At 38.1% G+C, this 13,234-nt stretch carries 13 protein-coding genes; 2 read left to right on the forward strand and 11 right to left on the reverse strand.

Annotated elements, in window-relative coordinates:
* Positions 1 to 11 precede the first annotated feature (11 nt).
* The 10 genes from ribB to GAB14E_RS14155 form a co-directional block, all read right to left on the reverse strand.
* Positions 12 to 1,121 carry a 3,4-dihydroxy-2-butanone-4-phosphate synthase gene (gene ribB, locus GAB14E_RS14200; RefSeq protein WP_033081824.1) on the reverse strand — a complete coding sequence of 370 codons (1,110 nt, stop codon included), beginning with the start codon at positions 1,119 to 1,121 and terminating at the stop codon, positions 12 to 14.
* A 136-nt stretch (positions 1,122 to 1,257) separates the two neighbouring features.
* Positions 1,258 to 1,944 (reverse strand): riboflavin synthase, encoded by a 687-nt coding sequence (locus GAB14E_RS14195; RefSeq protein ID WP_033081825.1) that lies wholly within the window; start codon positions 1,942 to 1,944, stop codon positions 1,258 to 1,260.
* An 8-nt stretch (positions 1,945 to 1,952) separates the two neighbouring features.
* The gene (gene ribD, locus GAB14E_RS14190) at positions 1,953 to 3,197 is read right to left on the reverse strand and encodes a bifunctional diaminohydroxyphosphoribosylaminopyrimidine deaminase/5-amino-6-(5-phosphoribosylamino)uracil reductase RibD (protein WP_033081826.1); all 1,245 of its coding nucleotides are present in this window, start codon (positions 3,195 to 3,197) and stop codon (positions 1,953 to 1,955) included.
* Between the two features lies 1 nt (position 3,198).
* Complete coding sequence (gene nrdR, locus GAB14E_RS14185; RefSeq protein ID WP_033081827.1) at positions 3,199 to 3,696, reverse strand: transcriptional regulator NrdR; 498 nt, start codon at positions 3,694 to 3,696, stop codon at positions 3,199 to 3,201.
* Between the two features lie 132 nt (positions 3,697 to 3,828).
* Positions 3,829 to 5,088 (reverse strand): serine hydroxymethyltransferase, encoded by a 1,260-nt coding sequence (gene glyA / locus GAB14E_RS14180; RefSeq protein ID WP_033081828.1) that lies wholly within the window; start codon positions 5,086 to 5,088, stop codon positions 3,829 to 3,831.
* 470 nt (positions 5,089 to 5,558) lie between these two features.
* Complete coding sequence (locus GAB14E_RS14175) at positions 5,559 to 6,263, reverse strand: hypothetical protein (protein WP_033081829.1); 705 nt, start codon at positions 6,261 to 6,263, stop codon at positions 5,559 to 5,561.
* Positions 6,256 to 6,879 carry an RNA polymerase sigma factor gene (locus GAB14E_RS14170; RefSeq protein ID WP_033081959.1) on the reverse strand — a complete coding sequence of 208 codons (624 nt, stop codon included), beginning with the start codon at positions 6,877 to 6,879 and terminating at the stop codon, positions 6,256 to 6,258. The genes GAB14E_RS14175 and GAB14E_RS14170 overlap by 8 nt, the downstream gene beginning before the upstream one ends.
* Positions 6,880 to 6,977: 98 nt before the next feature.
* On the reverse strand, positions 6,978 to 8,168 hold the full coding sequence (locus tag GAB14E_RS14165) for an ABC transporter permease (RefSeq protein ID WP_033081830.1): 1,191 nt from the start codon (positions 8,166 to 8,168) through the stop codon (positions 6,978 to 6,980).
* Positions 8,165 to 8,920, reverse strand: coding sequence for an ABC transporter ATP-binding protein (locus tag GAB14E_RS14160; RefSeq protein WP_033081831.1), 756 nt, complete (start codon positions 8,918 to 8,920; stop codon positions 8,165 to 8,167). The genes GAB14E_RS14165 and GAB14E_RS14160 overlap by 4 nt, the downstream gene beginning before the upstream one ends.
* Before the next feature lie 72 nt (positions 8,921 to 8,992).
* On the reverse strand, positions 8,993 to 10,447 hold the full coding sequence (locus GAB14E_RS14155; RefSeq protein ID WP_033081832.1) for an alpha/beta hydrolase: 1,455 nt from the start codon (positions 10,445 to 10,447) through the stop codon (positions 8,993 to 8,995).
* A 357-nt stretch (positions 10,448 to 10,804) separates the two neighbouring features.
* Here GAB14E_RS14155 and GAB14E_RS14150 point away from each other — a divergent pair, with 357 nt between their 5' ends.
* Positions 10,805 to 11,023, forward strand: a complete 219-nt coding sequence (locus tag GAB14E_RS14150; RefSeq protein WP_033081833.1) for an EF-hand domain-containing protein — start codon at positions 10,805 to 10,807, stop codon at positions 11,021 to 11,023.
* A gap of 119 nt (positions 11,024 to 11,142) precedes the next feature.
* Entirely contained in the window at positions 11,143 to 11,790 is a 648-nt protein-coding gene (gene trhA, locus GAB14E_RS14145) for a PAQR family membrane homeostasis protein TrhA (protein ID WP_033081834.1), read from the forward strand.
* A gap of 138 nt (positions 11,791 to 11,928) precedes the next feature.
* Here trhA and fabV read toward each other — a convergent pair whose 3' ends face one another.
* Positions 11,929 to 13,119 carry an enoyl-ACP reductase FabV gene (fabV, locus tag GAB14E_RS14140; protein ID WP_033081835.1) on the reverse strand — a complete coding sequence of 397 codons (1,191 nt, stop codon included), beginning with the start codon at positions 13,117 to 13,119 and terminating at the stop codon, positions 11,929 to 11,931.
* Positions 13,120 to 13,234: the final 115 nt, after the last annotated feature.

A 13,234-nucleotide genomic window follows, 5' to 3' on the forward strand; every position in this document is an offset into this window, starting at 1 on the left:
TTACTTAATGATTAATCAGCTATATATTCAACCACTTCCAAACCAAAACCAGATAGTGAATGGTATTTGGTTTGTGAGCTTAATAAACGCATTTTACTTACACCTAAGTTAGCTAATATTTGAGAGCCGACACCAACATTACGTGAACCAACATGACGATTAATTTCTTTTACTGTTTCACCAGCATCTATCTTGGCATATTTTTCAACTAAGTTAATTAATTCAGTCGGTGACTCATGTTTACCTAATAATACTAGTACACCACCTTCTTTAGCGATTTTTTCTAGTGCACTTGCCATAGGCCAAGTCGCGACACTTTCACGTTGACTGAATAATAAGTCTCTAAAAGTATTTTCTAAGTGCACACGTACAAGTGTCGGCTGTTCAGCTTTGATTTCACCTTTCGTTAAAGCAAAGTGCGCTTGACCATCAATAGTGTCTTTAAAAACAGTTAAATCAAACTCACCAAAGGCTGTAGGTAATTTACATTGAGAAACTCTTTCGATAGTGGTTTCAGTAGCATTTCTAAATTCAATTAAATCAGCAATAGTGCCCATTTTGATATCATGTTTTTGCGCAATAATTTCTAAATCTGGACGGCGCGCCATAGTGCCATCTTCATTTAAAATTTCGACAATAACAGCAGCTGACTCAAAACCCGCCATGCGTGCTAAATCAACACCCGCTTCAGTATGGCCAGCACGATTTAATACGCCGCCATCTTTAGCAATTAACGGGAAGATGTGACCAGGTTGTACTATATCAAGATGTGTCGAGCCTTTATTAGCGGCAGCAAGCACAGTAGTAGCACGATCCGCAGCAGAAATACCGGTAGTTACACCGGTAGCCGCTTCAATTGATACAGTAAAGTTAGTACTAAATTGCGCGTCATTTTTATCTACCATCAAAGGTATTTTTAACGTTTCACATTTTTCACGACTCATTGGCATACAAATTAAACCACGACCATGAGTTGCCATAAAGTTAATGGCTGCTGGGGTTACTGCTTCAGCAGCCATAATGAAGTCGCCTTCATTTTCCCTATCTTCATCATCCATTAAAATAACCATCTTACCTAAGGCAATGTCTGCGATGATTTCTTGTGGGGTATTTAAATTCATTTCGGCCTCTTTGATGGCTAGCTATTTTGTTAGCGCCATTTTAACTGTGCATAATTATGATATTTTATGAGTTCATAATTAATATGCTCTCATCATTTGATTATTTAACTTAACTCTTCACTTAAATTTAAATTGGCTACTTGATAAAGCCCGCTTTCAATAACATAGCTTCACTAACGTTCGACTTTGGTGCTTGCTCATTTGATTCGCTTTTAGTTAGCAAGCGTTCAAGGTAGCGGGCAATTAAGTCCACTTCAATATTCACCTTGGTGCCTACTTGATAGTTGGCAAAGATGGTTTCTTTTACTGTGTGCGGCACTATGGTCAGTCGAAACTTCCCTATTGAACCGTTTTCACTCAATGCATTCACCGTTAGGCTAGTACCATCAATAGTAACAGAACCCTTTTCAGCAATATAATGTGCTAAGTCACTTGGCATACTTAACCAGTATTCAATGCTGTTACCATTGTTATTAATGGATAATATTTCACTAACACCATCAACATGGCCTGAAACCATATGACCGCCAAAACGTGTGCTTGCCAACATCGCTTTTTCTAGGTTAACTTTACTACCCACTTGATAGTTTGCAAAACCAGTACGCTGCAACGTTTCATTAGAAACATCCGCACTATAACTGCCACTGCCTTTCGCGCTATCAAAATCAACAACTGTAAGACAAATACCATTGGTTGCTATTGAGTCGCCCAATTTAACATCACTCATATCTAAATCATTGGTAGCAATAACTAAACGAGCACCTTGGGCATTAACGTTAATGGCCTTTATAGCACCAACCGCTTCGATAATTCCTGTAAACATAGACTTCTCTATTTAATATTTTGTTTATTTGTTATTAGCTGGCTAGTAATGCGAATATCAGCACCAACCATACGAAGATCACTAATGGCTAATTCCTTGGCTTTATTCAACTTGGTTATTGCAGGCATTGCCACTAAGTTTTTACCATCACCACCCATTAATTTAGGCGCTTGATAAAGAATAAGTTCATTAACTAAGTCTTGCTCAATAAAAGCACCACTTAAGTTTGCGCCTGACTCAATTAAAACATCATTGAGATCGCGTTTTGCTAGTAATGCTAACAAAGATCTTAAATCAATTTTTGAATTACCTTGCGAGTTTTTAATCACTGGTAATTGTACATGTTCTACGAAATGAGGCCATTTTGGTAAGTTTTCAAGATCTGACTCAAGTTTATTTTCAACTTTAGCATTATTCGCATTAACTATGCCATTGATGACCAAGATTGGTGATTCATGTTCGAATATTGCAAGGTTTGGCGTTAACCTATTTTGGCTATCAATAACAACACGTAATGGCTGACGCAATATTTCTTCTGGATAACTATTCTTTAGATCACCTAATTGTGACCAACGCACCGTCATTTTAGCATTATCGAAGATAATTGAGTCTGCACCGCTAATGATTGCGCAACTTTGTGCTCTTAAACGTTGCACATCTTGGCGTGCTGCACTTGATGTGATCCATTTACTTTCGCCACTGGCCATAGCTGTTTTACCATCAAGACTAGCGGCCAGTTTACAGCGTACATAAGGAAGCTTACTTTCCCTATGATGAATAAAGCCTATGTTAAGTACTCTGGCACTTTGCTCTAATAAACCAGATTGTGTTTTGATACCTGCTTTTTCTAATAAAGCTAAACCGTTACCCGAAACACGTTGATCAGGATCAACCATAGCAGCGATAACATGCTTCACTCCGGCATCAACCAGCGCTTGTGCACAAGGTGGTGTACGACCAAAGTGGCTACAAGGCTCTAACGTTACATAAGCTGTAGCCCCTTTGATTAAAAAAGCATAATTTATTTTCGCTGCAATTAACGCTTTAACTTCAGCATGACCCTGCCCTGCTTTTTGGTGATATCCTTCACCTATTATTTTGCCAATACCATTTTTATAGTTAACGAGAACACAGCCAACCCTCGGGTTGGGAGAAGTGGTAAAGTGACCTTTTTTGGCTAATTCAATAGCCCTTGCCATAAAAATGTGGTCTTGATCAGTAAAGTTTTTTTTATCAGCTATAGTAGTTTTCATATTATTTAACTGCTTTCACTTGCTTAGTTTTTTTTGCCTTGCCGTTTTTTTCTTTACCTAAACGGGTGATCTCATCAGCAAACTCACTGATATCTTCAAAAGATAAATACACTGAAGCAAAACGTAAATAAGCGACTTTATCTAATTCTTTTAGTTGTGCCATGATCAAGTCACCGAGCATTTCACTACTGATTTCTCGCTCGCCTGTAGCACGCATTTGTGACTTTAACTTATTAACAGCTAGCTCTATCTGCTCCATGCTAACTGGGCGTTTTTCTAGGGCGCGGGATAAACCACTACGCATCTTATCTTCGTTAAAGGGCTCTCTGCTGCCATCACGTTTAATAATACGTGGCATAACCAACTCAGCACTTTCAAAGGTGGTGTAACGCTCATGACAAGCTAAGCATTCACGACGTCGTCGCACTTGATGGCCATCAGAAACTAAACGTGAATCTATGACCTTAGTGTCATTAGCGGAACAAAATGGACAATACATGGATTACCTACGAAAATTAAAGCTAAAAGATATAAGCGGTAGTTTATGGACTAAAACGAAAAATGGCCGCTCAAGGCGACCATTTTAATATAAATTCACTTATTTTAGTGAATTAGTTTTTCATTCAGTATTTTACTTTTGGTATACAGGGAAATTAGCACATAACGCTTTAACTTCACCTTGAACACGCGTGATAACATCTTCATTTTCGATATCATCAAGAATGTCACAGATCCAACCTGTTAACGCTTGAGTTTCTTCTACACCAAAACCACGACGAGTGATTGCTGGAGTGCCTAAACGTAGGCCAGAAGTAACAAACGGAGAACGCGGATCATTTGGTACAGAGTTTTTGTTTACTGTAATGTGTGCTTTACCTAAAGCCGCATCAGCATCTTTACCAGTAATATCTTTATCAATTAGATCAAGTAACAATAAGTGGTTTTCAGTACCGTTGGATACAACTTTGTAACCACGTTCTTGTAATACTGCAACCATAGCTTTAGCGTTATCTAAAACATTTTGCTGATAAACTTTAAACTCTGGCTCTAACGCTTCTTTAAATGCTACCGCTTTAGCAGCAATGATGTGCATTAATGGGCCTCCTTGGCCACCAGGGAAAACAGCGCTGTTAAGCTTCTTATAAATAGCTTCGTCATCACAAGCTGAAACGATTAAACCGCCACGTGGGCCGGCTAATGTTTTATGTGTAGTAGTTGTAACAACATGTGCATGTGGTAATGGGCTTGGGTAAAGACCTGCAGCGATAAGACCTGCAACGTGAGCCATATCAACGAAGAAGATAGCGTCAATTTTATCAGCTATCGTGCGCATACGTGCCCAGTCAACAACACCTGAGAATGCTGAGAAACCACCAATAATCATTTCTGGTCTGTGTTCTAAAGCTAAACGCTCTAATTCTTCGTAATCGATATCGCCAGTTTCAGGGTGTAGACCATATTGGAATGCTTCATAAGACTTACCTGAAAAACTTACGTGTGAACCATGAGTTAAATGACCACCGTGAGCCAAGCTCATGCCTAACACTTTACCACCTGGTGAAACTAAAGCTTGAAAAACAGCTGCGTTAGCTTGTGAACCAGCATGTGGTTGCACGTTAGCATAGGTAGCACCAAATAATTCTTTAGCGCGGTCAATGGCTAATTGCTCAGCAACATCAACATACTCACAACCACCGTAATAACGTTTACCAGGGTAACCTTCTGCGTATTTATTAGTAAGTTGAGAGCCTTGTGCTTCAAGAACACGTGGGCTACAGTAGTTTTCAGAAGCGATTAATTCAATGTGTTCTTCTTGACGAACAACTTCATTGCTTATTGCTTGAGCTAGTTCTGGATCAAATTCGGCAATATTCATTTCACGAGTAAACATGGTTTATTCCTTAAGTATTTCAGCCCAAGGCTGCAAACAATGCCCTAATACTTTTTTTATAAAGTGAATTAGGACACACAAAAATTAATGGCAGTATATTGCCTGATTTTTACCTGTATGTACACGGCAAAACGGGCTAGTTTTAGTGCATTTAATACTCTTCTATAACCTAATTTATTAAGCTATGTTACTAAGAAGTGCAATAAAAGCTTTCACCAAAACAAGCGCACAGACTATAACCAATAAAAAACCAAGACACAACGAATATAAAACAGGTTTCACAACAAAAATCCGAACAATAAACAACAAGTGCAGTAAAGCGCAAATATTTCATGTCACACGTGAAAAATATTACGCAATTAAAAATAAAAACGGCATTATTGAATACTTTTCAATAATGCCGTTCATTTATTGCTGTTATCTTGCTGCAACTTTTAGCCTAACCTTTCAATAGTGCTTAAGGTGAATAGCTATAATGATGCAAATTTCGCTAATTCTTTATGTCTTTTTTTATGGAACCAATGAGTAATAACCCACATAACAATTACAAAACTATTCATCACAATAAAAGGCGGCCAAGGTGACTTCTCTGACTCTTTAAGCATCACATAAATATACCAATTAGCGGCTGGCAGTAATAACCAACACGACAGCTTTATAAGTTTGATATATTTAATTGAAGACTCTACCCCTGCAATAGCGTTGGCTACCGCTTTATCAGGGCTATCACAACACTGTTGCCAAATCCGCAAACGTATTTTTATTTCATAATAGACAAAAATTATTGAACCTAGGCTGGCAAAAGCAAGGTAAGCGATGGTAGCTATGCCCCAATCGCCTAGATACAAACCAACTATTAGCGCAATGATAAGTCCGACTGTGGCTAATATGTCAATGGCTAACAAAGATTTTGCCAGTAAAGTTCGCTTTTTAGTTAGCTTTAATAGCGCCTGAACATCTGCTTTTTCATAAGGTTGGCTTTGCCAGTCTTGACTAAGGGCTAACCAGTTGTCATCTAATGGCGGGTACTCTTTATCTGGCTCTGGTGAACTGTTTTTTGGGGCCAATGAGGCTAGATCAATCTGTTTTGTTTTAACAATAATACTATGTTCTGTTTCTAGTTTATGGGGCTCTACCGACGATGTATCTTCATTTTCCAATACTGATTTATCCATTTTCTGATCCCTCCAACAACTGTGTTAACAATGTTTTAGCACGTTGAAGTCGTACGCCAACTAAATTAGTAGTAATCACTAAAACATCCGCCATTTCTTGATAGCTCATCCCCTCTAATGCCAGGGTAATCACTTGTTGTTGCTCAAGCTTTAATTGACGAATAGCGTTAGCCAATTTTTGTTGTCGCTGACTCTGATTAAGTGATTGATAAGGTGTCGGCTGATGTTGATCTTTTTCTGCCTCTACACTTATGTCACTTAAGTCTTGGTCCGCTTTGATAGTTTTCACCGCTTTGGCAACGTGCGTAGCTAAAACATTATGTGCAATTCGTGCGACAAAGGTTTTCACCGCAGAGTCATGACGAAATTTAGGCAAGGCACGCCAAATATTTAAAGCGATTTCTTGAAATAACTCATCTTGAATAGCAACCTTTGCTTCAAAGCCGGTAATGATATGACGTAGCAACTTCTCATGGTCCGTCATCCATTGAGTGAATAGTGCTTGGTGATCTACAAAAGAATGATGATCCAATTCGCTTTCCTGGCAGTTAACATCCCCTGCCCTAGCATAGGAAAATTTTGCTTTTGATAATATTAATTTACTAGAATTTAACATAAAAATCGCTTTTGGATCATCATTTATACCTACAGGATTAATCATCAATTTCTGTGCTGGGTTAGCTTAAGGCGCTAATCCAGCACACTAGCCCTCACTTAGCTTAGCGCCATAACCACTTTTTCAGACTTCAATTTTTTAGCTAATGCCAAAACTAAAGCAACCGTAATTGCAATGGTTACGCTGCTCGTAGCAAAAACTGCTAGCCAATTCACTTCCAGACCCTTAAAGATGTTTTCAATGATCATTGATTGCCCAGCAATAGGTAGCCAATTCAGCCACTCAGGCCTATCGTCCATCATAGAAACAACAAAAGGAACAAAAGCAGGAATACCAATAAGCATACCTACTGTTGATTGTGCTTCTTTAAAGCTCTTCGTTTGAAATGCTACAAACAATTGACATGCAGAAGCAAAGAAACAAATTGGCAGTAGTAGCAACAATAAAACAGCCGCAGTCGACAAATCTAAGCTAAAAGTTGCACCAATTTTAGTTAAATCAACAAAACCAACAGAAAGAGAAGTAAGTACCAGTACTAACACCACACCAATAACGGCGATTGTAGAAGCGCCAATCAATTTCGCTAATACTATTTTCAGCGTACTCACTGGCTGGCAAAGTAACATTTCAAGTACATTACGTTCGCGCTCACCGGCACTTGAATCAATAGCAACGGATAAACCAGACATAAAGGCCGCTAACATTAGATAAATACCTAACATCATTGAAATCAACATAAAGGTGGCATCAGGCTTCGCTGTATCTTGTTCAATTAATTTAACCGGATTTAGCAATCGGATATCAACACCACGTAGTAATAATCGCTTATAACCAATAGATAAAGAAAATTCACGTACAGCATTATTAATACGTCTTACCGGTGGTTTCACTGCTTTATCAGTAAAGTCTGCTTGTAAATGCAGTTTTATCGTCTTGCCTGCAGCCATATCAGAGGCATAATCTTGTGGAATTTCTATAGTAATATTACGCTGCTGCCAAGTGTTTTTTTCATCTTCGGGTACATCAACAAAGTTTAATAAATTGTTGTCCGCCAAATGGCTCATTAGCTTAGGCGCAAATTCAGCGCCAGTAAACTTTATATAAATAGGTGGTTCATCAACTAATTTTTCAATCATGATCTTTGACATTACCATGATCATAATAGGTGCCAAAAAGGCCATCATTAGCGCAACCATTAACGCTCGTTTATCACGAAAGGCTTCTCGATACTCTTTTAATATCAATGCTTTTAACTGATTCATATGGGCATTAAAATTTGAACTAATCATGCTGCCACCCCTTCATCTGAGCCAATTAATTTAACAAAGGCGTCTTCTAGGTGCTCCTCACCCGCTAAATCGCATAACTCTTGCGGTGTGCCTTGTGCTGCAAGCTTGCCATTGGCAACAATGATCACTCGGTCGCATAAAGCCGCAACCTCTTGCATCACGTGAGATGAAAATAAAATACAGTGCCCTTTGGCTTTAAATTTGGCTAAATGATTGCGCAATATACGGGTACTCATTACATCTAAACCACGTGTTGGTTCATCAAGCACAAAGTTTTGTGGTTGGTGCACCAACGATTGTGCCAAGGTGACTTTCATGCGCTGACCTTGAGAAAAGCCGACGGTTTTACGGTGCGCCAACTCTTCCATGTCTAAATCTTTGAGTACTTGTTCAATAGCTTGTTTTTTACTAGCACCTGTCATGCCATGGATACTGGCAAAATAATCAATTTGCTCATAAGCAGTAAGGCGCTCATACAAACCAAATTTGTCCGGGAATATACCCAATTTAGCGCGCGCGGCTAATGGGTTTTCTGCCACTTCAATTCCATCGACAGTGACATCTCCTTCATCGGCAGAAAGCAAACCGTACAACGTACGTAAACAAGTGGTTTTACCCGCGCCATTAGGTCCTAATATCCCAGTTATTTCACCATCTTTGGCGGTGAACGATAAACCATCTAATGCTTTAACCGTATTTTTTTTGTCTTTTTTATCGATAAAGCTTTTATGTAAGTTATTTACTTCAATCATTTCTTTTTCCTTCAAACATCGTTATTTCCATTTTCGAGCCAACTAGTGCAATTTACTGCAATGAGTGACGCTCTATTGAATTCCGTTAACACTGGTCATAAAGCTCTCTTGTGGAATATCTTTCAAACAAGACTCATCAAGTTCTTTCGGGGTTTTACTGGTTAAAAATTCATTAATAATATCACTAGCGCAAGTGCTCATAGCAACCGTATGCGAAGCATTTTCAACGATAATATGATGGCTATTAGGTAACGTTTTTGCTGAATATTCGCCATTACTTGGCGGTGTTACTGGGTCTAGATTACCCGAAAGAATCAAGGTTGGAATATCGGCGGTGACACTTTGGTAAAAGTCTTCACTAGGACTGTATTTCGGGAAGAATGGGCAAACCATATCCCACGCTAGGTGACTATCTTTACCATCAAAGTTATTATTGGCATCAGTCGCTTTATCTTGCGCTGATAACCGTGGCATGTCTTCATTACAAACAATATTAAACAGCAAACCAGTATAAACAAGTTGCTCACCTTCAGTGCGAGCCATTAAGCCTATTAACGGTTGATAATTGCCTAAGAAAGCTTGATGAATAACCAATGGCACCATAGAACGCCCTTCCATACCATAAAGTTGAAAGCGCAAATTTCCGGTAAACTTGGTCTCATCAACAACCAATTTTGTTGGTGTGCCTAAGCGCGGATGTAAAATATCAATGCTAACGGGATCTTTGGCTAAACGTGCTTTAACCGTTTGAAACTCTTCTGCTAGGTCAGGGAAGGCTTTATGGCAAGAGTCACTATTTTTACAGTTTTCTATCAGTAAATTAAAAGAACGGGCGCCACTTTGACCAAACATACCAATAGGCACTTCAATTGGGCCTACACTATCAAGTACAACACTCTCAAGTGAATCAGGGAACATGCGCATAAAAACTAAACCTGCACGTGTGCCGTAAGAGCCTCCATAAATATTTAATTTTTCATGACCCAGGGCTGCACGTATTGCATCAAAATCACGGATGGCATTTTCAGAGTTGTATTGAGTGACGTCACCTTTAAACTGACTAACACAATCTTTTACTTCTTGAGGGTTCAATGCGTCAGGCAGAGTGCTGTAAACATTGTCTACCGCTTCGAATTCACACGAAAGAGCACTACTCTCACCCGTACCACGTTGATCGACTAAAATAATATCGCGGGTTTTACGTACTTCACGAAATACACGATTAAGCCCGGTAGCTAATTCAACCGCCGCTTGACCGGGTCCTCCCGCTAGAAACATCAACGGTGCTTTATATTCACTATTATCAATGGCTGGTAGGACAGCAAAATTTATAGATATTTTATCGCCATTTGGTTTTTGATAGTTTTCAGGAACTTCAAGCTTGCCACATTTTACTTGTGAGCGTATATCGCCTAAATGGCAGTTATCTAAAGTTATTTTATTATCATTTGCCCATACCATTGCCGGCATTAACAACAAGGTTAGGGTAAAAAATTTGTTCCAGGTTTTGTTCCACATAATTTTCATTTTATCTTTCCTTAATAAAGCATTGCACAGTTAGTCTGAACGATTAGGAATTTATTACAGCAGAATAAAAATAAATTTAAAAAATCCTAAAGAACTGATAAATAAATCGATTAAATTAACTTTATTATGAGTACTACCTACATCGTTTAATTATTCAAAAACCAAGCAGACTAATACCCTATACCTGCATTGCCTCTGCGCTCAACCAAGCAAAAAACACATTGCAAGTAATCAATAAGCAAGCAAATTGCTACTTTATCCATCACAAAAATAAAAAAGTACAAATAGCCATTCCCAAACACTTAAATAAGCGATATGGTTTAGTCATAGCTTTTTAATTGGTGTTAAGGATTACATATGGACTTAAATCAGTGGGTAGATGAATTGTTTGAAGTGTTTGACGAAGACAAAGACGGTGTAATTAGTCGTACTGAGTTTGTTGAGCTTATTGATGTTTTATTACAGGATAAAGGTATTCGCATGTGCGAAACTATTTTTAACCGTTTTGATAAAAACCACAGCAACTCCATTTCTAAAGATGAATTAAGAGATATGGTTATTGAGTTAGCACTTTAATTTAACTAAGCTCAGTTTACCCCTCAAGGCTAAAAAATGCTTTAGCCTTAGACAAACACTATCTTTGCTTTGCATAAAGGTTCAGCGTTCAGTTGTACACTTAATTAAAGCAACTCATTATGGTTAATCTAAAGAACTCCCCTTCAACAACATCTTATAGTAGAGGTGAAGAGATCCTCAACGCCATCAGCCATGGTATTGGCTTATTATTAAGTTTTTTAGCGCTGTATTTATTATTAAATAATAGTCATGGCGAGATTAGCCGTATTATCAGTTTTACCATATTTGCTAGTAGCGGTATTTTACTTTTTTTAGCTTCAACTATTTATCATAGCCTCACTAATAATCGCGCTAAAAAGTTATTTAAATTACTCGATCACTGCGCAATTTATTTACTTATCGCTGGTACGTACACACCATTATTAGCGATTACGTTATCAGGACCACTTGGTTATATCCTACTCGCCTTTATCTGGTTATTTGCCCTTTCAGGTATTCTTTTTAAATTAAAGTTTGGCAATAAATACAAAAAAATATCACTGGCTACTTATCTCGGTATTAGTTTTATAGCATTGGCTATCCTAGGTGAGCTCTATGAAGCCTTGCCTGAACAAGCGGTACATTTATTAGCATTAGGTGGTTTGGTTTATTGTGTTGGTATATTTTTCTATGTCAAAAAGACAGTTGCTTACACTCATGCTATTTGGCACCTTTTTGTTTTAGGCGGAGTGACCTGCCACTTTTTAATGATTTATTGGTATGTGTAGAATTAAAAATTCATCATCCTGCATTAATAATTAAATAAGCACGCTCAAAAAAGCCGCATTATTTAATATTAAATAATGCGGCTTTTAAATGTCTAACGATAAGCGCCTTTCGGCAATTATCGTTAGTAAACTAAATGATTATATTAAATTATTAATGGTAACTTCTGGGCTCACGTCAGCATCATAATCAACATCAGTAATACCAAAACCAAACAGTTTTAAAAACTCTTGATGATAAGCAACATAATCAGTTAATTCATCAATAGTATCAGTATCAACACTGTTCCAGATATCAGTAACACGCTGCTGAACACTGTCTTCTAATTCTTTATAGTTTTGACGGAAACGACCTTGCTCATCTAAACGCGGAGAATCACTATAAATGTTCTCTTTGAATAAATTAGCAATTTGTTCGATACAACCTTCATAAGTACCATCAGCTTTCATCACTTTGAACATTGCTGAAATGTATAATGGCATAATCGGAATTGCAGAACTTGCTTGCGTTACCACGGCATTTAATGAGGTAACACGCGCTTGACCATTTAAATCAGCCGTTGCAGCATTAATTGCCGTTGCAGCGCGGTCTAAATCTTCTTTAGCTTTACCAATAGTCGCTTTACCGTATATTGGCCAAGTTAACTCTTTGCCAATATAAGTGTAGGCGACAGTTTTCACGCCTTCAGCTAATACATCAGCGTCACCAAGCGCGTTCATCCATAATTCCCAGTCAGCGCCGCCCATTACATCGATAGTACCTTGAATTTCAGCATCGTTAGCTGCTTCAACAGATATTTCATCAATAGTACGCTTTGAAGTATTAAGGTTTTTAGTGGTAACACTTTGGCCAATTGGTTTTAACGTAGAAGAATATACTTCACCAGTATCTGGATTAGTTCTACGTGGTGATGCTAATGAATAAACAACTAAATCAATTTTCCCCATATCAGCTTTAATTGCTGCAATCGCTTTTGCTTTTATTTCATGAGAAAAAGCATCGCCATTAATGTTTTTAGCGTAAATGCCTGCTTCATCTGCGGCTTTTACGAAAGCGGCCGTATTATACCAACCAGCAGAGCCTGTTTTTCTTTCTGTCGGCGGTTTTTCGAAGAAAATACCTAATGTTTTTGCATCATGGCCAAAAGTAGCTGTGATACGTGAAGCTAAACCATAACCAGTAGAGGAACCGATAACTAAAACATTTTTAGGACCGGAGGTCGCCGATGTTTGTGCTTTTACATAAGAAATTTGCTCATTCACATGCGCTTCACAACCTACAGGATGAGCATTAGTACAGATAAAACCACGAATTTTTGGCTTGATAACCATAAGTAGACCTTTTTTATTTATATTAGTGACTCAGCTACCGTATGCCATTTGCATAAATCATAGCTAAGGTTTGAAAGAGACTTTCAATAATTTTGTGACATTGTACCCTGCCTTA

The organism is Colwellia psychrerythraea (assembly GCF_000764185.1).
GTDB lineage: Bacteria > Pseudomonadota > Gammaproteobacteria > Enterobacterales > Alteromonadaceae > Colwellia > Colwellia psychrerythraea_B.

Bases quoted from the DNA above. Each gene is read 5' to 3' on its own strand.
- ribB (WP_033081824.1), bottom strand. From the start codon at position 1,121: ATGAATTTAAATACCCCACAAGAAATCATCGCAGACATTGCCTTAGGT.
- GAB14E_RS14195 (WP_033081825.1), bottom strand. From the start codon at position 1,944: ATGTTTACAGGAATTATCGAAGCGGTTGGTGCTATAAAGGCCATTAAC.
- ribD (WP_033081826.1), bottom strand. From the start codon at position 3,197: ATGAAAACTACTATAGCTGATAAAAAAAACTTTACTGATCAAGACCAC.
- nrdR (WP_033081827.1), bottom strand. From the start codon at position 3,696: ATGTATTGTCCATTTTGTTCCGCTAATGACACTAAGGTCATAGATTCA.
- glyA (WP_033081828.1), bottom strand. From the start codon at position 5,088: ATGTTTACTCGTGAAATGAATATTGCCGAATTTGATCCAGAACTAGCT.
- GAB14E_RS14175 (WP_033081829.1), bottom strand. From the start codon at position 6,263: ATGGATAAATCAGTATTGGAAAATGAAGATACATCGTCGGTAGAGCCC.
- GAB14E_RS14170 (WP_033081959.1), bottom strand. From the start codon at position 6,879: ATGTTAAATTCTAGTAAATTAATATTATCAAAAGCAAAATTTTCCTAT.
- GAB14E_RS14165 (WP_033081830.1), bottom strand. From the start codon at position 8,168: ATGATTAGTTCAAATTTTAATGCCCATATGAATCAGTTAAAAGCATTG.
- GAB14E_RS14160 (WP_033081831.1), bottom strand. From the start codon at position 8,920: ATGATTGAAGTAAATAACTTACATAAAAGCTTTATCGATAAAAAAGAC.
- GAB14E_RS14155 (WP_033081832.1), bottom strand. From the start codon at position 10,447: ATGAAAATTATGTGGAACAAAACCTGGAACAAATTTTTTACCCTAACC.
- GAB14E_RS14150 (WP_033081833.1), top strand. From the start codon at position 10,805: ATGGACTTAAATCAGTGGGTAGATGAATTGTTTGAAGTGTTTGACGAA.
- trhA (WP_033081834.1), top strand. From the start codon at position 11,143: ATGGTTAATCTAAAGAACTCCCCTTCAACAACATCTTATAGTAGAGGT.
- fabV (WP_033081835.1), bottom strand. From the start codon at position 13,119: ATGGTTATCAAGCCAAAAATTCGTGGTTTTATCTGTACTAATGCTCAT.